Source organism: Methylobacterium aerolatum (assembly GCF_022179085.1).
In the GTDB taxonomy this organism is placed as follows: domain Bacteria; phylum Pseudomonadota; class Alphaproteobacteria; order Rhizobiales; family Beijerinckiaceae; genus Methylobacterium; species Methylobacterium aerolatum.
Window position 1 is genome coordinate 43,415 of record NZ_BPQE01000005.1, and the last position, 17,447, is coordinate 60,861.

General features: G+C 69.9%; 21 protein-coding genes. 8 read left to right on the forward strand and 13 right to left on the reverse strand.

Features of this window, described 5'->3' with window-relative positions:
* Window positions 1-41 precede the first annotated feature (41 nt).
* From MFF06_RS04155 to MFF06_RS04165, 3 genes are read left to right on the forward strand one after another with little or no spacing between them, the layout of a single operon-like run.
* A complete protein-coding gene (locus tag MFF06_RS04155) occupies window positions 42-1,016 on the forward strand; it encodes an ABC transporter substrate-binding protein (RefSeq protein ID WP_238201749.1) in 975 nt (324 codons plus the stop codon).
* Between the two features lie 4 nt (window positions 1,017-1,020).
* Entirely contained in the window at window positions 1,021-1,827 is an 807-nt protein-coding gene (locus MFF06_RS04160) for an ABC transporter permease (RefSeq protein WP_238201750.1), read from the forward strand.
* 6 nt (window positions 1,828-1,833) lie between these two features.
* Window positions 1,834-2,628 (forward strand): ABC transporter ATP-binding protein, encoded by a 795-nt coding sequence (locus MFF06_RS04165; RefSeq protein WP_238201751.1) that lies wholly within the window; start codon window positions 1,834-1,836, stop codon window positions 2,626-2,628.
* Window positions 2,629-2,766: 138 nt separating this feature from the next.
* Here the strand turns inward: MFF06_RS04165 and MFF06_RS04170 are convergent, their stop codons facing one another.
* Entirely contained in the window at window positions 2,767-3,657 is an 891-nt protein-coding gene (locus MFF06_RS04170) for an NAD(P)-dependent oxidoreductase (RefSeq protein WP_238201752.1), read from the reverse strand.
* A gap of 60 nt (window positions 3,658-3,717) precedes the next feature.
* Between MFF06_RS04170 and MFF06_RS04175 the strand changes: the two genes are divergently transcribed.
* The 5 genes from MFF06_RS04175 to mscL all read left to right on the forward strand — a co-directional run bounded on the left by MFF06_RS04175 (window position 3,718) and on the right by mscL (window position 6,459).
* Window positions 3,718-3,945 (forward strand): hypothetical protein, encoded by a 228-nt coding sequence (locus MFF06_RS04175; protein WP_238201753.1) that lies wholly within the window; start codon window positions 3,718-3,720, stop codon window positions 3,943-3,945.
* Complete coding sequence (locus MFF06_RS04180) at window positions 3,942-4,220, forward strand: type II toxin-antitoxin system RelE/ParE family toxin (protein WP_238201754.1); 279 nt, start codon at window positions 3,942-3,944, stop codon at window positions 4,218-4,220. The genes MFF06_RS04175 and MFF06_RS04180 overlap by 4 nt, the downstream gene beginning before the upstream one ends.
* Window positions 4,221-4,271: 51 nt before the next feature.
* Window positions 4,272-5,027 carry a phosphatidylserine decarboxylase gene (locus MFF06_RS04185; protein WP_283207246.1) on the forward strand — a complete coding sequence of 252 codons (756 nt, stop codon included), beginning with the start codon at window positions 4,272-4,274 and terminating at the stop codon, window positions 5,025-5,027.
* A 10-nt stretch (window positions 5,028-5,037) separates the two neighbouring features.
* Window positions 5,038-5,931, forward strand: coding sequence for a CDP-alcohol phosphatidyltransferase family protein (locus MFF06_RS04190; protein ID WP_238201756.1), 894 nt, complete (start codon window positions 5,038-5,040; stop codon window positions 5,929-5,931).
* A 99-nt stretch (window positions 5,932-6,030) separates the two neighbouring features.
* Window positions 6,031-6,459 (forward strand): large conductance mechanosensitive channel protein MscL, encoded by a 429-nt coding sequence (mscL, locus tag MFF06_RS04195; RefSeq protein WP_238201757.1) that lies wholly within the window; start codon window positions 6,031-6,033, stop codon window positions 6,457-6,459.
* Window positions 6,460-6,690: 231 nt separating this feature from the next.
* Here mscL and MFF06_RS04200 read toward each other — a convergent pair whose 3' ends face one another.
* The 12 genes from MFF06_RS04200 to MFF06_RS04255 all read right to left on the reverse strand — a co-directional run bounded on the left by MFF06_RS04200 (window position 6,691) and on the right by MFF06_RS04255 (window position 17,204).
* Window positions 6,691-6,960, reverse strand: a complete 270-nt coding sequence (locus tag MFF06_RS04200) for a hypothetical protein (RefSeq protein ID WP_238201758.1) — start codon at window positions 6,958-6,960, stop codon at window positions 6,691-6,693.
* Window positions 6,961-7,054: 94 nt separating this feature from the next.
* The gene (locus MFF06_RS04205; RefSeq protein WP_238201759.1) at window positions 7,055-7,468 is read right to left on the reverse strand and encodes a DUF1236 domain-containing protein; all 414 of its coding nucleotides are present in this window, start codon (window positions 7,466-7,468) and stop codon (window positions 7,055-7,057) included.
* A gap of 232 nt (window positions 7,469-7,700) precedes the next feature.
* Window positions 7,701-8,435, reverse strand: a complete 735-nt coding sequence (locus MFF06_RS04210) for a NepR family anti-sigma factor (RefSeq protein ID WP_238201760.1) — start codon at window positions 8,433-8,435, stop codon at window positions 7,701-7,703.
* A gap of 152 nt (window positions 8,436-8,587) precedes the next feature.
* A complete protein-coding gene (locus tag MFF06_RS04215; RefSeq protein WP_238201761.1) occupies window positions 8,588-9,385 on the reverse strand; it encodes a class II glutamine amidotransferase in 798 nt (265 codons plus the stop codon).
* A gap of 74 nt (window positions 9,386-9,459) precedes the next feature.
* A complete protein-coding gene (locus tag MFF06_RS04220) occupies window positions 9,460-9,771 on the reverse strand; it encodes an oxidase (protein ID WP_238201762.1) in 312 nt (103 codons plus the stop codon).
* A 2-nt stretch (window positions 9,772-9,773) separates the two neighbouring features.
* Window positions 9,774-10,439, reverse strand: a complete 666-nt coding sequence (locus MFF06_RS04225) for a cytochrome c oxidase subunit 3 (RefSeq protein WP_238201763.1) — start codon at window positions 10,437-10,439, stop codon at window positions 9,774-9,776.
* Window positions 10,436-12,112, reverse strand: coding sequence for a cytochrome c oxidase subunit I (locus MFF06_RS04230; RefSeq protein WP_238201764.1), 1,677 nt, complete (start codon window positions 12,110-12,112; stop codon window positions 10,436-10,438). The genes MFF06_RS04225 and MFF06_RS04230 overlap by 4 nt, the downstream gene beginning before the upstream one ends.
* Entirely contained in the window at window positions 12,109-13,077 is a 969-nt protein-coding gene (coxB, locus tag MFF06_RS04235; RefSeq protein WP_238201765.1) for a cytochrome c oxidase subunit II, read from the reverse strand. Before coxB ends, MFF06_RS04230 begins: the two co-directional genes overlap by 4 nt.
* The gene (locus tag MFF06_RS04240) at window positions 13,074-13,592 is read right to left on the reverse strand and encodes a hypothetical protein (protein ID WP_238201766.1); all 519 of its coding nucleotides are present in this window, start codon (window positions 13,590-13,592) and stop codon (window positions 13,074-13,076) included. The genes coxB and MFF06_RS04240 overlap by 4 nt, the downstream gene beginning before the upstream one ends.
* Entirely contained in the window at window positions 13,589-14,689 is a 1,101-nt protein-coding gene (locus tag MFF06_RS04245; RefSeq protein ID WP_238201767.1) for a hypothetical protein, read from the reverse strand. Before MFF06_RS04245 ends, MFF06_RS04240 begins: the two co-directional genes overlap by 4 nt.
* Window positions 14,686-15,216, reverse strand: coding sequence for a c-type cytochrome (locus MFF06_RS04250; protein ID WP_238201768.1), 531 nt, complete (start codon window positions 15,214-15,216; stop codon window positions 14,686-14,688). Before MFF06_RS04250 ends, MFF06_RS04245 begins: the two co-directional genes overlap by 4 nt.
* Window positions 15,213-17,204, reverse strand: a complete 1,992-nt coding sequence (locus MFF06_RS04255) for a quinol:electron acceptor oxidoreductase subunit ActD (RefSeq protein ID WP_238201769.1) — start codon at window positions 17,202-17,204, stop codon at window positions 15,213-15,215. The genes MFF06_RS04250 and MFF06_RS04255 overlap by 4 nt, the downstream gene beginning before the upstream one ends.
* Window positions 17,205-17,447: the final 243 nt, after the last annotated feature.

Below are 17,447 nucleotides of genomic sequence, written 5' to 3' on the forward strand. Positions count from 1 at the left end.
GAAGGCCGGAGAAACAAGGTCCAGTTCTGGGGAGAGCTCGTGTGATCAAACATCTGCTGACGGCTTGCGCCATCGCGGCGGCACTCGCCGCGCCGGCCCGCGCAGACGACGTCGTCCGCCTCGGAAACCTGAAATTCGCCCATTACGGCGCCATCTCCTACATGAAGGAGATCGCCCCGAAATTCGGCCTCAAGATCGACGAGCGCCAGTTCGCCAAGGGTGCGGACATCTATCCCGCCATGGCCGTGGACCAGATCGACATCGCGGCCTCCGGCGGCGACGGCGCTGTGGCTGCCCGGGGCAACGGCGTGAAGCTCCTCGTGGTGGCGGGCTTCGCCGATGGCGGGGTGCGCATCCTCAAGCGGCCGGACCTGCCCGCCAAGACCGCAGCCGACCTCAAGGGCCTGAAGGTCGCCACGGTCCGGGGCGGCACGCAGGACCTGATGCTGCTGGCCGAACTCGACAAGCACGGGATGACGTGGTCCGAGCGGCCCGGCAAGGACGTGCAGCTCACCTACTTCAACAACTACGCCGACCTGAACCAAGCGCTCGCGCAGAAATACGTCGACGTGATCTGCCAATCGGAGCCGCAATCCACGCAAGCCATCAGCGCCGGCTGGGGCGTCGAGCTGGTGAAGCCCTACGATACGCCGATCGGCAAGCCGGTGCGTCCGCTGGTCATGACCGAGAAGATGTACACCGAGCGGCCGGAGGTGGCGCAGAAGGTCCTGAACCTCTTCGTGGCCGCGACGAAGGCCTTCATCGACGATCCCGCCCTCGCCGAGAAATACGTGCGCGAGCAGGTCTTCAAGGGCCAGTTGTCGTCCCAGGATTTCCGCGACGGCATGGCCAATGCCAGCTACACCTACGTGATGCCGGCCGGGCACATGCAGACCACGGCCGACTACATGGTGAAATACGGCCTGGGCAAGATGCAGAATCCGCCGAAATCGGATGCGGAGTGGGTCAAGCTCGATCTCTTGGAGAAGGCCAAGGCCGAGTTGAAGGTCAACTGAGCCGATGGCCTCGACCCTGCGCGGCCTCCTCGTCCCGGTGGCGCTCCTCCTCCTCTGGGAGGTCATGAGCCGCACCGGGGTGGTCTCCCCCGTGGTGCTGCCTCCGCCCTCGTCGGTGGCGGTGAAGTGGTGGGCCGGGTTGCAGCCGGCCCTTCCCTACAACCCGCAGGAGGGAAGCTACTGGTCGTGGCTGCTCTCCGGAGAGATGCCGCACGACGCGGTATCGAGCCTCGGCCGGGTGCTCGCGGGCTTCGCCATCGGCGCCGGGCTCGCGGTGCCGATCGGTCTGCTGCTGGGCACGAGCGACAGGCTCTACGCCCTGTTCAACCCGCTGCTGCAGGTGCTGCGGCCGATCCCGCCCATCGCCTACATTCCGCTCGCGATCGTCTGGTTCGGGCTCGGCAACCCGCCGGCCCTGTTCCTGATCGCGCTCGGGACCTTCTTTCCGGTCCTCGTGAACACCATCGCGGGCGTCCGGCAGGTCGATTCGATCTACATACGCGCCGCCCGCAACCTGGGCGCGGGGCAGTGGACGCTGTTCCGCCGGGTGATCCTGCCCGCCGCCAGCCCCTTCGTGCTGGCCGGGATGCGGATCGGCATCGGCACCGCCTTCATCGTGGTGATCGTCGCCGAGATGATCGCGGTCTCCGACGGGCTCGGCTACCGCATCCTGGAGGCGCGGGAATACATGTGGTCGGACAAGATCATCGGCGGGATGCTGACCATCGGCGTTCTCGGCCTGATCATCGACGGCGCCATGAGCCGCCTGAACGACCACCTGCTGCGGTGGCACCGCGGCCTGGAGCGGTAGGACATCATGTCGGCAGAGATCGTCGTCTCGAACGCCGTCAAGGTGTTCGGCAGCGGAGCCTCGGGCGTTCCCGCCCTCCAGGACATCACCGCCACGGTGCCGGAGGGGCAGTTCCTGTGCCTGCTCGGCCCCTCGGGCTGCGGCAAGTCCACCCTGCTCAACGCCATGGCGGGCTTCACCCCGCTCACCACGGGCGCGATCACCGTCGGCGGCCAGCCGGTGCGTGAGCCGGGCCCCGACCGGGGCATGGTGTTCCAGGAATACGCCCTGTTCCCGTGGATGAGCGTGGAGGACAACGTCCGCTTCGGCCTCGACGTGAAGGGCGTGTCCCGCGCCCAGGCGGACGCGACGGTGGCGCGCATCACGCAGAAGCTCGGCCTGTCGGACTTCCTGAAGCGCTACCCGAAGGATCTCTCCGGCGGCATGCGGCAGCGGGTGGCCATCGCCCGCATCCTCGCCCTCGACCCGCCGGTCATGCTGATGGACGAGCCCTTCGGCGCCCTCGACGCCCTGACCCGGCGGACCCTGCAGGACGAGTTGCTGCGGATCTGGGCCGAGGACCGGAAGACCATCGTCTTCGTCACCCACTCCATCGAGGAGGCGATCTACCTCGCCGACCGCATCCTCGTGATGACCTACCGTCCCGGCCGCATCAAGCGCGACGTGACGGTGCCCATGCCCCGCCCGCGCGACCCCGCCAGCGCCGAGTTCAACGCCATCAAGCGGGAGTTGGGGCAGCTCGTTATGGAGGAACAGGCCCGCTTCACCGACGCGGAGTTGCACGCGCCGGCGGTGGATTGAGGGGCGGGCCCTCACCCTTCTCACCGTCATCGCGAGTGCAGCGAAGCGACCCAGGGCTGCGCGACGCTTCCGAATGGAGCGCATCCCTGGATTGCTTCACTGCGCTCGCAAAGACGGAGGCGTCCAGGCCCCAAGCGCTCAGCCCCGCACTTTCACCCCCAAAAGCGCCTCGAAGGGTAGGATCATCGCGCCCTTGTCTTGCTCGCCATGGCCCTGGCGCAGCGCGGTCTGGTAGGTGGCGGTGGCCGCCGCCGTGACCGGGAGGGGGAAGCCGTTCTCCGCCGCGACGGCGGCGGCGCTGACGAGGTCCTTGTAGGCCTTGCCCATCGGGTAGCCTTCGTCGAACTCGGCCCTCAGGATGCGCGGCACGAAGTATTGCGAGGCGTAGGAGCGGCTCGTGCCGGTGGTGACGACCTGCCCCAACTGGACCGGATCGAGCCCCATCGCCACGGCCATGGGCAGCACCTCGGCCAGCGCCGCGATGTGGATGTCGTAGAGCACGTTGTTGACCGTCTTGGTGAGCTGGCCCGCTCCCGTCGGCCCCATGTGCAGCACCGTCGCGCCGAAGCGGTCGAGGAGGGGGCGCGCGGCCTCGAACGCCTCGTCCGTGCCGCCGCACATCACCGTGAGCGTGCCCGCCTCGGCCCCGGCCGGCGCACCCGAGATCGGCGCATCGAGGAAGCGGCGCCCGCCGGCCTCCAGCCTCGCGCCGATGCGCAGGGCGTCCGCGTGGGCGGTCGTGCTGAGATCGACCACGAGGGCGCCCGGCGCGAGGCGCTCCGCCACGCCATCGGGCCCGAACAGGGCCGTCTCGACCACCGACCCGTCCGGCAGGCACAGGAACAGCACCTCCGCCCCCGCGATCCGGCCACGCTCGGTGGTGGCGGCGAGCCTCGGCCCCGCGAGCCCGGCGAGGCGGGCGGGGTCGGCATCCACCGCGACCACCGTCTCCGGTCCCTTCTCGGCGAGGTGCCGGGCGATCGGGGCGCCCATGGCGCCGAGGCCGAGGATCGCGAGGGGGCTGGGCATGGATGGCTGAACTCCGCGGGAATCGCTTCTGTCCTACCCCGCCTCATGCATAATGGCGCCATGACCGAGCTACTGGAACGAGCCATCGCGCGCGTCCGCGCGCTCCCCGACGCGATGCAGGACGATGCCGCCCGCATGCTGCTGGTGTTCGCGGGCGAGGATCAACCGGTCTATCGGCTGACGCCTGAGGAGGAGGCGGACCTCGCCGAGTCGGACGCCGAAGTGGCCCGCGGCGAGTTCGCGACGGACGAGGAGATCCGCGCCATCTGGACCAAGCATGGGCTGTGAGAGTTCGTTACACCCGTACGGCAGCGCGGCAGATCGCATCCGCGCTCGACTATCTGGCTGAGGACTCGCCTGCCGCGGCCCGCGACATGAGTGAACGACTCCGGGCGGTCCTCGCCCATCTTCGCGAACACCCATTCATGGGTCGGGCGACGAGCGTTCGTCACATCCGCCGCTTCCCACTCGGGAGTTTCCCCTCTCTTGTCGATTACTCGGTGGAGCGGGACGACATCGTGGTGCGCCGGTTTCGCCACACCTCCCGCCGCCCCCTGTCCTGACCGGCGATCGCCGCGTGACCCATCGCCGAAAGTTGACGGCGGCTTAAGGGACTGCCATCCGCCGGGGAGAAACCCGATCCCCCGAGCCCCCACAGAATGACCGACCTCATCGAGACCATCCGGCGGACGCTGGTGCCGATCCACAAGGAGGGCTACCCCTTCATCCTGATCGGCATCGTGCTCACCGTCCTGGCCGGATACTTTTCCCAGTTCTTCGGCTGGATCTTCCTGATCCTGACACTCTGGGTCTGCTACTTCTTCCGCGATCCCGAGCGGGTCGTCCCGGTGGGCGACGGCCTCGTGATTTCCCCGGCCGACGGGCGCGTCAACCTGATCGCCACCGTCCTGCCGCCGCCGGAACTCGATCTGCCGCTGGTGCCGACGCTGCGCGTCTCGGTGTTCATGAACGTGTTCGATTGCCACGTGAACCGGATGCCGGTGGCGGGCAAGATCGGGCAGATCCACTACACGCCCGGGCTGTTCCTCAACGCCGAGCTCGACAAGGCCAGCGAGGACAACGAGCGCAACGGCCTCGTGGTCGAGACGCTGCACGGCGGCGTGCCGAAGCGCATCGGCGTGGTGCAGATCGCCGGGCTGGTGGCGCGGCGGATCGTCGGCTTCGTGTCGGCGGGCGACACCCTGGCGGTCGGCGACCGGTTCGGCCTGATCCGCTTCGGCTCGCGGGTGGATGTCTACCTGCCCGCCGGGTCCCGCGTGCTGGTCGGCCTCGGCCAGAAGGCCGTGGCGGGCGAGACGGTGCTCGCCGACCTCGGCGGCGGCCCCGAGCGCAGCTTCCGCCGGACCTGAGGGGGCAGCCGTGGACGATCTCTTCCCGCCCTTCGCGCCGGACCCCAACGAGCCGCGCCCGCGCCGGTTCAAGCCGGTGCCGTTCCGCATGATCGCGCCGAACATGATCACCCTGATGGCGCTCTGCCTCGGGCTGACGGCGATCCGCCTCGCCTTCGAGGGCAAGTTCGAGCCGGCGGTGATCGCCGTGGTGGCGGCGGGCGTCCTCGACGGCATCGACGGGCGGGTGGCAAGGCTCCTCAAGGGCACCTCGCGGTTCGGGGCGGAACTCGACTCGCTCGCCGACTTCGTGAATTTCGGCTGCGCCCCGGCCCTGATCCTCTACGGCTTCGTTCTGTTCCACCTGAAGTCGCTGGGGTGGATCGTCGCCCTGATCTTCGCCATCGCCATGGGCCTGCGCCTCGCGCGGTTCAACGCGATGCTCGACGATCCCTCCCGGCCGGAGTGGAAGAAGGACTACTTCGTCGGCATGCCCGCCCCGGCGGGGGCGCTGACGGCGATGCTGCCCCTCTACCTGCACTTCCTCGGCCTCGGCTTCGATGCCTGGGCCGCGCCCGCCGTGCTGGCCTATGTGCTGGCCGTGGCGCTCCTCGTGGTGTCCACGGTCCCGACTTTCTCGGGCAAGACCATGGGCAAGCGCGTGCCGCGGGGCTGGGTGCTGCCGATCTTCCTCCTGGGCGTCGCCGCCTTCGGCATCCTCATCAGCTATCCTTTCGAGGCGCTGGTGGCCGTGAGCGTCGGCTACCTGATCACCATCCCGATCGGCGCCGCGCAATACCGCCGCCGCGTCAAGAGCGAGGGTAAGGGCGAGGCCGCCCTCGCCGAGACGGCTCCCGCCGAAGCAGCGGCGGGCCAGCCCGGACGGGCGGACGACCGGCCCGCCCCTGCGATGGACGGTGGATAGGCCGCCGCCCTCGGTCTCCGGCGGCACGAAGCTTGTTACATCTTGCGCGGGAATCCCCGCCGCATCGGCCCGGCGGGGTCCAGGTTGCGGGGGACCGGGATGCTCGAGGAATTCAAGAAATTCGCCCTCAGGGGCAACGTCGTCGATCTCGCGGTCGGCGTCATCATCGGCGCGGCCTTCGGGGCGATCGTCACCTCGGCGGTGCAGGACCTGTTCATGCCCGCCATCGGCGCCATCACGGGCGGGCTCGATTTCTCGAACTACTACCTGCCCCTCTCCTCGAAAGTGCAGACGGGGCTCGCCTACGCCGAGGCCAAGAAGCAAGGCGCCGTCTTGGGTTACGGCCAGTTTCTGACCGTCTCCCTGAACTTCGTCATCGTCGCCTTTGTGCTGTTCATGGTGATCCGCGCCATGAATCGCCTGCAACACGCCGAGGAGAAGAAGCCCGAGCCCGTCGCCGAGCTGCCTGCCGACGTCAAGCTGCTGGGCGAGATCCGGGATATCCTGGCCGCGAAGCCGAAGGTCTGAGCGAGTCTGGCCTAAGAGCCTGGCCGAAGAGCTGCCGCCGCCACTCCTCCCCCCTCATCCTGAGAGTCTGGCCGGAAAGGTCCTGGCGGCCTACGAAGCCCTCCTCGTCTTTGCGGGCGCAGCGAAGCAATCCAGGGATGCGCCATGTTCGAATATGGCCCGTTGCCCTGGATTGCTTCGCTGCGCTCGCAATGACGGAGGAAGCGACGACTTTCCGGCCAAGCTCTGAGGCTACGGGCCCTTCGGCTCGTCCGGTTTGACGCCGAAGGCATCGAGGATCTGGTCCAGGGCCTCCTCGACGGCGACCGTGCCTTCCTCGTGGGTCTTCAGCCGGGTCTCCAGCCGCCGGAGCTGGGGCTCGAAGGTCTCCGGGATCGCGGGCTCGTCACCGAGGAAGCGCGGCTTGTCCTCGACGGGGAGGGATCCGCGCAATTGCTGGCCCAGGTGGTCCCGCACCGGCTCGGGCAGGACCGGCCCGCCATCGGTCCGGTCGTCGCTCATGGCTCTGTCGTCTCCGCATTCCATCGCGAATCGAAAGGGCCCCGGAGCCCTGACGCTCCGGGGCCCCGAGGCCGACCCTCCGGGACCGGAGGGCTTAGTTGATCACCTCGACGATGCGGTGGCCGCGATCGACCAGCACCGGGGTGTCGTTCACCACGGTGTAGCGGTAGCCCGGCTGCACGCGGTACTCGCTCGGGACGTCGTAGTAGGTCACGCCCGAGGCCGGCAGGGTCGAGCCGACGACGACGCGGCCGTCGTAGTCGTACGAGCGGACGTTCCGCTCGCGGACGTAGGTGCGGAAGCGCGGGGCCATGTCGACGCCGAGGATGCCGCCGACGGTGCCGGTGGCCGCGCCGATCGCGCCGCCGACGATGCCGCCGATCGGGCCCGCCGCATCGGCACCGGCCGCCGCGCCGCGCTCGGCGCCGGGGATGGTGCCCTGGGCCTGGGCGGCCAGCGGCAGCGAGAGAGCGAGGGCCGAGGCGGCGAGAAGGGTCTTGAACGTCATGCGGGTGTCTCCGATTCCGTGTCGTTCCGCCGCATACTCGCAGCGAAGCTCGGGCCGGTAACGCCCGATCCCCGGATTCGGATGCATCGAAATTCGCAGCGAACTGCGCGCGACACCCCGTCATGGTTTCCAAAGGACTGAGTCCTTTGGCGGGTGCGGGGCGGAGCCCTGCGAGACCCAGGGGCTTTGCCCCTGAACCCCACCGAAGGACTTGTCCTTTGGAATCCTCGACTTACGCGTCGGGCATCGCGGATTGGATGAAGCGGTCGGAGGCGAGGTCTTCCTCGTCGTAACCCAGCAGTTCGGCGAGGCGGCCGCGGGCGCGGCTGACGCGGCTCTTCACCGTGCCGACCTTGCAGCCCATGATCGTCGCGGCCTCCTCGTAGGAGACGCCCTCGGCGCCCACCAGCACCAGCGCCTCGCGCTGGTCCGGCGGGAGCTTGGCGAGCGCGCTCTGCAGGTCCTCGACATCGAGCCGGTCGCCCTGATGCGGCGCCGTGGCGAGGCGGGCGGCGTAGGAGCCGTCCTGATCCTCGACCTCGCGCACCCGCTTGCGGTGATCCGAGTAGAAGATGTTGCGCAGGATCGTGAACAACCACGCATTGAGGTTGGTCCCCGGCTGGAACCGGGCGCGGTGCTGCCAGCCCTTGAGCAGGGTGTCCTGCACGAGGTCGTCGGAGCGGGCGGGGTTCGAGGTCAGGGAGAGCGCGAAGGCCCGGAGCGAGGGAACGGCGGCGAGCAGCCCGTCGCGGAACTCCGGCTCGATCGCCTCGCCCCGGGCGCGGAGCGCCGCCTCGAGCTTGTCGATCAACTCGGCGAAGCGCGCCGGCATCGTGTCCTCGCCGAGCCGGTCGTAGGCCGTGCGCAGGTGTTCGCCGAGATGCGTGCGGATCGTCGAGGACAGGTTGGGGCGGCCGTCCGAGGAGTCGTCCGGTCCGTGCAGGACGGCGGTGTCGTCGCGGGTCATGCTCGTCGCACTCGTCAGCTTGTCGTGACCCGACCGCCGGTCCGGAGCGGTCGAGGGGCGCGCTTGACGGGCGGCTTCAGCGTGAACGTCCAGCCCTTTGCGCACCTATTATCATAGTTGTAGCGCATCGAGCCTTCCCTTGCACCCTCCGGTCAAGTCGCAGCCGGGGAGGCGTGGCCGCCCCTCAACAGCCGCACCTCGCCCTCGCGGAAGGTGAGGACATCGCCCCGTTCGAGGTTGGTCCAGCACTCGTCGCGGGTGAGGGGCTGCGTCGCGATGACGGTGACGACGTCGCTTTCGGTGGTCTCCCTGGCGAAGTCGATGGTCCAATCCTCGTCGATCAGGGTCGCCTTGCCGAAGGGCGCCCGGCGGGTGAGGTAACAGAGCCGCTTGCCGCAATGGGCGTAGAGCGTCCGGCTGTCGGACATGAGCATGTTGAACACGCCGAGCGCGTGCAGGTCGGCGCAGAGGGCGGCCACCGCGCTGTCGAGGGTGGCCGGACGGGGCAGGGTGCGGAACCGGCCCTGGAGGCGGCCGAGCATCCAGCAGAAGGCGTGCTCGCTGTCGGTGGTGCCGATCGGGGTGAAGGCGCCGAGCGGCAGCTTCTTCACGCCTTTCAGCTGGCCGTTATGGGCGAAGGTCCAGCGGCGGCCCCACAATTCCCGGGAGAAGGGATGGGTGTTCTCCAGGCTCACCCGCCCCCGGTTCGCCCGGCGGACATGCCCCAGGACGATGCAGCTCTTGATGGGCATGTCCCGCAGCAGCCGGGCGAGCTGCGATTGCGCGCTCGGCTCCGGCTCGTGGAAGCTGCGGGTGGTCCGCCCCTCGTAGAAGCTGATGCCCCAGCCGTCGGCATGGGGGCCCGTATCCCCGCCCCGGCGGGCGAGCCCGGCGAAGGAGAAGCGGATGTCGGTCGGCACGTTGGCGCTCATGCCGAGCAGTTCGCACATCGGATCGGGCGCAGGCTGGAGCGGGAAGGAGAGCCGTGTAAGCGCCTCTTGGGCGCCGAACAACCGATTTCGCGTCAGCGAGCGAGATAATCGGTCAGCGTCATGCCGATCATGATGCACACCCAGAAGAACCCGATCCCCGAGAACAGCCGGATCAGGGGCGGCTCCCTCCGAACCTCCATGGAGACGAGGAGGATGAGGGCCACCATCAGGGCGACCACGGCGAGCTCGACGATCCAGGCCTGGGCGAAGGGCTGCGTCGCCCCGAGGGCGACGATCACGCCGAGCAGGCCGAGCAGCGCCAGGAAGGTCAGCACCGGCGTGCGCAGGTGCCGCCACAGCAGGGCGCGGTCGCCGGGGCTCAGGCGGGCGAGGGGGCTTTTCACTCTCAAGGCCCCCGGTTGACGACGTAGAGGATCGGGAACGCCAGGATCCAGACGAGGTCGATGAAGTGCCAGTACAGGCCGTAGACCTCGATCCAGTTCTGGTGCCGCGCGAGGAAGCCGGCCTTGGCCGCCATCCACGTCATGCCGAGCAGCAGCGCGATGCCCGTGAACAGGTGCAGGGCGTGGAGCCCCGTGGCCACGTAGTACAGGTTGACGAACAGTCGCGCGGCGGGCGTCTCCTCCAGGGCGAAGGGCCGGTGCGCGAGGAAGGGCATCATATGCTCCTCCCAGTCGGCGTAGTATTCGTAAGCTTTCAGGACGAGGAACAGGCTGCCGAGGGCGGCGGTGGCGAGCAGGGCGCGCACCATCGCCCGCTGCCAGCCCATCCGCGAGAATTCGATCGCCATCGACATGGTGAGGCTGGAGCAGAGCAGCACCACGGTGTTGGTGGCGCCGATCCAGAACTTCAGGTGCCGGGCCGCCGCGACGGTGGCCTCGGGGTGCTCGATCCGGGTGATCAGCGCCACGAGGAACAGGGCCGAGAACAGCAGCAATTCGGTGATGAGCCACGCCCAGATGCCGAGCGTCGCCGCTTGCCGCTGCTGCGCCACCGTCTCGAACTGGTGGGCGCGGGCGACGCCGACGCCCTCTGCGAGCCCCTCGCTCACCGGTGCTGGTCCTTCGCCTCGGTGGCCTGGATCGGGTAGTCGTAGGGGATGCGCGGCACCTCCGGCGGACGCTCGAAGTTCAGGGTCGGCGGCGGGGAGGCGGTCTCCCATTCGAGGCCCCGCGCGTCCCAGGGGTTGGCGGGCGCCTTGCGGCCGAACCACAGGGAGTAGACGAGGTAGAGCATCGGGAAGAGGTAGCCCGCCGCCAGGATCGTCGCTCCCGCCGAGGAGAGCACGTTGAGGAGCTGGAATTCCGGCGGGTAGGTCGCATAGCGCCGGGGCATCCCGAGATAGCCGAGGATGAACTGCGGGAAGAAGGTGACGTTGAAGCCGAGGAAGATCAGCACGGCCGAGACGCGGCCCCACGGCTCGCTGTACATCCGCCCGGTGAATTTCGGCCACCAGAAGTGCAGGCCGCCGAGGAAGGCGAGCACCGTGCCGCCCACCATGATGTAGTGGAAATGCGCCACCACGAAGTAGGTGGCGTGGATGTGCTGGTTGATGGCGAGCGTCGCGAGGTAGAGCCCCGTGAGGCCGCCGAGCACGAACAGGCCGATATAGCCCATGGCGTAGAGCATCGGCGTGTCGAGCCGGAGCGACCCCTTATGGATCGTCGCGGTCCAGTTGTAGACCTTCACCGCCGAGGGCACCGCCACGGCGAAGGAGAGGGCGGAGAAGACGAGGCTCGCGAGGTCGCTCTGGCCGTTCACGAACATGTGGTGGCCCCACACGAAGAACGTCACCGAGGCGAGGCCGATCGAGGCGTACGCGACGAAGCGGTAGCCGAACAGCTTCTTGCGGGCGAAGGCGGGGACGATCTCCGAGATCACCCCCATGCCCGGCAGCACCATGATGTACACGGCCGGGTGCGAGTAGAACCAGAACAGGTGCTGGAACAGCACCGGGTCGCCGCCGAAGGCCGGATCGAACACCCCCACGTGGAAGGCCCGCTCCGCGATGAGGAGCACGAGCGCGGTGGTGATCACCGGCGTCGCCAGCAGGAAGATCAGGCTGGTGGCGTAGTGCGCCCACACGAAGATCGGCAGCTTGAACCACGTCATGCCGGGCGCCCGCATGGTGTGGATCGTCACGACGAAGTTCAGCCCCGTCAGGATCGAGGAGAAGCCGACGATGGTCACGCCGATCAGCGCCGGCAGCACCCAACTGTTCGAGAAGGCGGTGGAGAGCGGCGCGTAGAAGGTCCAGCCGGTATCGACCCCGCCGAGCACCACCGCGACCAGCGTGAACAGGGCGCCGCCCATGAACACGTACCAGCTCGTCAGGTTCAGTTTCGGAAATGCCAGGTCCTTCGCCCCGATCATGAGGGGGATCAGAAAGTTGCCGAAGGTCGCGGGGATCGAGGGGATCAGGAAGAACCACACCATCACGACGCCGTGGATGGTGAAGGCCTTGTTGTAGGTGTCGTTGGTCATGATCGCGCCGTTCGGCACGATCAGCGCGAGCCGCACCACGCCCGCCGCCAGGGCTCCGATCACGAAGAAGCCGGTGATGGAGGTGAGGTAGAGGATCGCGATGCGCTTGTGGTCCGTGGTGAAGAACCACGACCGCAGGGTCGATTCCGCGTGGAGATAATCGGGCTTGCGCCCGATCGTGCTCTCGGGGACGTGCGGCTCGCGGCGGGCGGCGCCCTCGATGGTGCCCGATGCGCTCATCGTGTCGCCTCCGCCGCGTGGCCCGTGGCCGGGTAGGACCGGATGAAATCGACGAGGAGGCCGAGTTCCTGCTCCGGGATGCGCCCGGCGAAGCTCGGCATCACCTGCTTGCCCCCGCCGGCGAGCCTGTCGCCGTTGGGGTTCAGGATCTTCTCGCGCAGCCACGCGGCGTCGGCCGTCACCGTGCGACCGTCGGCCAGGCCGACCTGCGACCCGAAGAGCCCCGCGAAGCCGGGCGCCCGCACCGCCGAGCCGGGCTCGTGGCAGCCGGCGCAGCCGTAGGCTTGGTACAGGGCGCGGCCCGAGGCGACCTTGCCCTGCTGCGCGCCGGCATGGACGAGCCAGTCCTGGTAGTCGCCGGGGTTCATGAAGGTGACCTTGCCGCCCATCACCGAATGGTCGGTGCCGCAATACTCGGAGCAGTAGAGGTGGAAGGTCCCGACCTTGTCGGCCTTGAACCACATCTGCGTGTAGCGGTCGGGCAGGGCGTCGATCTGCATCCGGACCGCCGGGATGTAGAGGGCGTGGATCACGTCCTGGCTGATGATCCGCAACTTGATCGGCTGGCCGATGGGCAAGTGGAGGTCGTTGATCTCCGACTGGCCGGTGGGATGCTGGAACTTCCACATCCACTGGCGGCCGATCACCTCGACCACCATCGCATCCGGCGGCGGGTTCTTGGACTGGATGAAGAGCTTCGCCCCCCAGGCGAAGAACACCAGGGTGAGCAGGAAGGGAATCAGCATCCAGCTGATCTCGATGAGGTTCGAGCGGATGCCCGAGGGCGTCCGGTCGGCCTCCGATCCCTCCCGGTAGCGCAGGGCGAACCACGTGATGGCGATGAAGACCGGCACGGTGAGGACGAGGGTCAGCACCGTGAAGGCCAGGATCAGCTCGTCGGTCTCGACGGCGGTGGCCGAGGCGGCCACGGGCCAGAGCTGAAGGGCGGGATGATCGGGGGTCATGGCGCCGCCCTGTGGAGGTCGCCCCGGTCCTCGCCGTCGAGGGACCGGCCGATGGCGAGCTGCATCGCCCGGTCGAGGGGGATGCGGGCGCGGCTGCGCGCCGGATCGAGGTAGGCATAGCCGTCGAGGCGCGCGCGGCTCGCGGCGCGTGCCTTGTCGAGGTCGGCGTAGGGATTCGCCTGCAGGTTCGGCGGCGGCGGCACGAGGGTCTGGGTCTGCTGCGGCGTCAGGGCGGGGAGGTCGGCGCGCTGGCGGGCGGCGACCGCGCGCATCGTGAAGGCCATGCCGCCGATCACGGCGGCGGCGGCGAGCGCGAGGCCCGCCATGACGAGGATCGTGTTGCGGACGTTCACGTCCCGCGTCTCGTGCCCCTCGCCCGCCGGATCGCCGTCCCGCGCAGGCCGGTCCTGCGGGGCGGAGGGCCGGTGCGGGACGATGCCGCTGCGCCTCAGCGCCAGCGCCGCCAGGATCGCGGCGAGCATCCCGGCCCGATTCGGGGGTCGGCCCTCCGTCACGGCGTGCCTCCGGTGCGGGCGGGCCGGGACGGTTTGCGCCCGGACCGTGCCGGCCCGGCCTGGGGGGCCTGGAAGCGGCCGAGCAGGGCGGACAGGGGCGGCGTCAGCGCCGCCGCGAGGCAGGCCACCGCCAGGGCGGCCGCCCCATCCGTCAGGCGGAGCACGAAGCGGTCGCGCAGGGCCGGCGTGACGAGCCAGAACATCTCCAGGGCATGGACGAAGAGCGCCCCGGCGGCCAGCGCCCGCGTGGTCACACGGCCCGGCCTCAGGGTCGCGAGGCCCGCGAGCAGGGCGACGATCCCCGCCACGATGGCCAGGGTCCGCCCGGCCCAGCCGCCGCGGGCCATGTACCACGCGACCTCCTGCGGCAGGTTCGCGGACCAGACGATCAGCGCCTGCACGGAATGCATGTAGGCCCAGAGGCCGAGGAGCACGACGAGGGGGATGAGCCGCCCCCGGCCCGGCACCACCCGGTTGCGGCCGATGGGCTCGGGCTCCTCCCAGGCGAGCAGGATCGCCGCCGCGAAGGCGAGCCCGCTCCAGGCGGTCATCAGCAGAAGGCCGAGGAGGGCCGAATCGAGCCGGGGATCGAGGGCGGCGACGCAATCGATGGCGAACAGGGTGCCGACCACCGCGTGGAGCGCCACCGCCGGAACGGTGCGGCCCTCGCCGGGATCGTCGAAGGGCCGGGCGAAGCGCAGGCACAGGAAGGTCCAGGCCACGAGGTAGGCCAGCGCCCGGAGGAAAAAGAAGGGCGCCGTGAACCAGACGGCGGCGAGGGCCGTGCGCGGCGACGCGCTCATCCAGGGGTAGAGCGGCAGGGCCGCCGCGATGACCGGCAGGCCGAGGAGGGCGGCGGCGGGCATCAGCGTCATGAGGCGGCGCAGGGCCGCCATCATCTCCGTGCCGCCGCGCTCGCGAACCTTCCGGCCGAACCGCTCGGCCACCACGGTCACCGGCAGGGCGCCCACCGGCAGGGCGACGAGGACGAGCCAGGCCGCGAGGCAGGAGGCCGCCGCCCCCCGCGCGCCCCCGGCAGAGAGGGTGAAGGCCAGGGCCGCCGCCCCGGTCAGCCCGAGCAGGACCGGCCGCCTCATCGCCCGGCCTCCAGCGCCGCCCGGTCGGCCTCGGTCAGGGACGCGACGGGCGCGTCCTGGCTGAGTTGCAGGGCGCGGAGATAGGCGATGATCGCCCAGCGGTCGGCGGGGGGGATCATCTCACCCATGCCGAACATGCTCTTCCTGCCCTGGCTTATGACGGCGTAGAGCTCCGCCGCACTCTCCCGGCGGACGCCGTCGGCGGTCAGGTTGCCGGCCTCCGCCATGCCCCGCGCGACGATGAGGCCGCCCCGCCCGTCCTGCCCGTGGCAGGGCGTACAGAACACGCCGTAGCGCTCGCGCCCCCGGTCGAGCAGGGCGGCGGTGACACGGGCGGGTTGCGGCACGTCGGCGGCCGGGTCGCACCGGGGCACCGTTCCGGCGACCGGGTGGCGCATGGTCATCTCTTTGGGGAAGAACGCGTTCTTGTCCCAGGTCCGGGCCTTTGCCTGATCGTCCATGTTGGCTTCGCCGCAAGCGGCGAGGGGCAGCAGCAGCGCCGCCAGGACGGGAATGCGCGCGCTCATCGCGGAATCCGCGCCAGGGCGACGGGCCGTCCGCCGCCGACGGGGAGGGCGGTGAGGCGGCGCTCGATGCGCAGGACCTCGGCGCCGTCGCCCTGGAGTTCCGCCGCGAGGAAGAACCGGTCGTCCGTGGCCCGCAGGAAATCCGGGATGTTGAAGGCCGGGTGGTTGAGGCGCGGCAGGCGGTTCAGCCACAGCAGGGCCGCGTGGACGGCGAGGCACCCGGTCAGCATCGCGAAGGACACGCTCGGCACGACGAAGGAGGGCCAGGAGAAGCGCGGCCGCCCACCGATCAGGAACACGTAGTCGTAGGCCGTGGCGTAGAGGCAGAGCCCGTAGAAGCCCGCGCCGCCGGCGAGCGATCCCGCCAGGGCGTAGGGCAGGATCGAGCGGCCCTCGAGGCCGAGCGCCCGCAGGGTGCGCGGCATCGGGACCGGCCCGTAGCCATCGAGGCGGATCCGCCCGCGGGACGGAGTCAGCGCCTGGAGGGCGGCGGCGAGCTCGGCCTCGCTTCCGAAGGCGGCGGCCACGCCCCAGAGCGGCGCGCCGTCCGGGGAGGGCGCGCCGGCCCGCCCGCCCCCGGGGGGCAGGGCCTGCCTGCTCTCCTCCGGGGGGACAAGGCGCCGGACCTGCGTGATCGAGACCGAGGGGAGATAACGGATGAAGAGCAGGACGAGGGCGAGGAACAGGCCGAGCGACCCGACGAAGGTGGCGATGCCCCAGATGTCCACGCCGTAGGGCAGGCGGGAGGAGGGCAGGAAGTCCTGGGTGAGGGTGACGACGAGGATCATCACGTGGTCGGCGTAGGCGCCCGCCGCCACGAGGATCCCGGCCGCCGCCAGGGCCGGGGGCGAGCGCCGTAGCCGCGCCGACCAGAACAGTTGCGGCGGCAGGACGAGGCCGAGCACCGCCACCCAGAAGGCCAGCGCGTGCCCGCCCGCCATCCGGCGCAGGAGCACGGCCCGCCCGGCGGCGTCGCCGGCGAGCAGCGTGTCGAAGATCTCGGCGGCGTAGCAATAGGCGCTGGCGCAGCCGAGGCAGAGGAGGAGGCGCGCCAGGGCATCGAGGTGGCGCCCGGTGATGACGGCGTCGAGGCGGTAGACGCCGCGCACCAACACGAGGATCGCGGCGGTGACGCCGACTCCCGAGAGAACCGCGTGGATCAGGAAGCTCACCGGCATCAGCGTGCCGTGCCAGCCCGGCATCACCGAGCCGGCCAGCATCACCGAGGCACCGGTCTGCACCGAGACGACGAGGAGCACGCCCAGCAGGGCGACGATCCGGTAGGCCTGCCCCCAGATCTGCCAGTGGGCGGCGGAGCCCCGCCAGCCCGAGGCGAGGACGCCGTAGGTCTGCGCCCGGAGCCGCGCCTTCGTCCGGGTCGGGGCGACCTCCTCCGCCTGCCGGGTCGCCTCGGCGTGGGCACGGTCCCGCAGGGCGGCGATGTCGGGCAGGAGGCCGATGTACCAGAGGCTCACCGCCACGACGAGGAAGGACACGATGTCGATGGCGTCCCACAGGAGCGGCGAGCGGAACTGCGGCCAGAGATCGAAGGTGTTGGGGTAGGGCAGGTTCCAGTAGAAGAACCACGGCCGCCCGAGATGGATGATCGGGTAGAGCCCGGCGGCGGCCGTCGCCAGCAGCGCGACGGTCTCGGCGATGCGGTTCACCGCGCCGCGCCACTCGGCCTCCAGCAGCAGCAGGATCCCCGACACGAGCAGGCTGCCGCAGGCCACGCCGATCCACCAATCGTAGCTCGCGATGTCGAGGGCCCAGACGACGGCGTTGTTGTTGCCCCAGATCCCGACGCCTTCGTAGAGGAGGTAGCCGAGGGTGAGGGCGAACAGGCCGACGAGCAGGCCCGCCCCGGCGAAGGCGATCCACCACCGCTTTCCGGAGGGGTGGACGAGGGCGATCTCGCCCACGCGCTCGCCGATGGAGCGCAGGGTCTCGCCGGGGCGGATCGCCGGTTCGGCGTCGCGCAGCGCCATGGTCAGGTCTCCGCCGCCGCGCGCATCCCCGCTCCCCGCCTTTCGGGGAGAAGGCGGTTCTGCACCGAAGGTCCAATTCTCCCCCTCATCCTGAGGTGCCCGCGTGAGCGGGCCTCGATGTCCAGCCGGACCGATGCGGGCGGCTCCTGAAGCCCGCCGCGTCTTTGCGAGCGCAGCGAAGCAATCCAGGGACGCGCCTCGTTCGAAAGGCGGCCCGCCGCCCTGGATTGCTTGGCTGCGCTC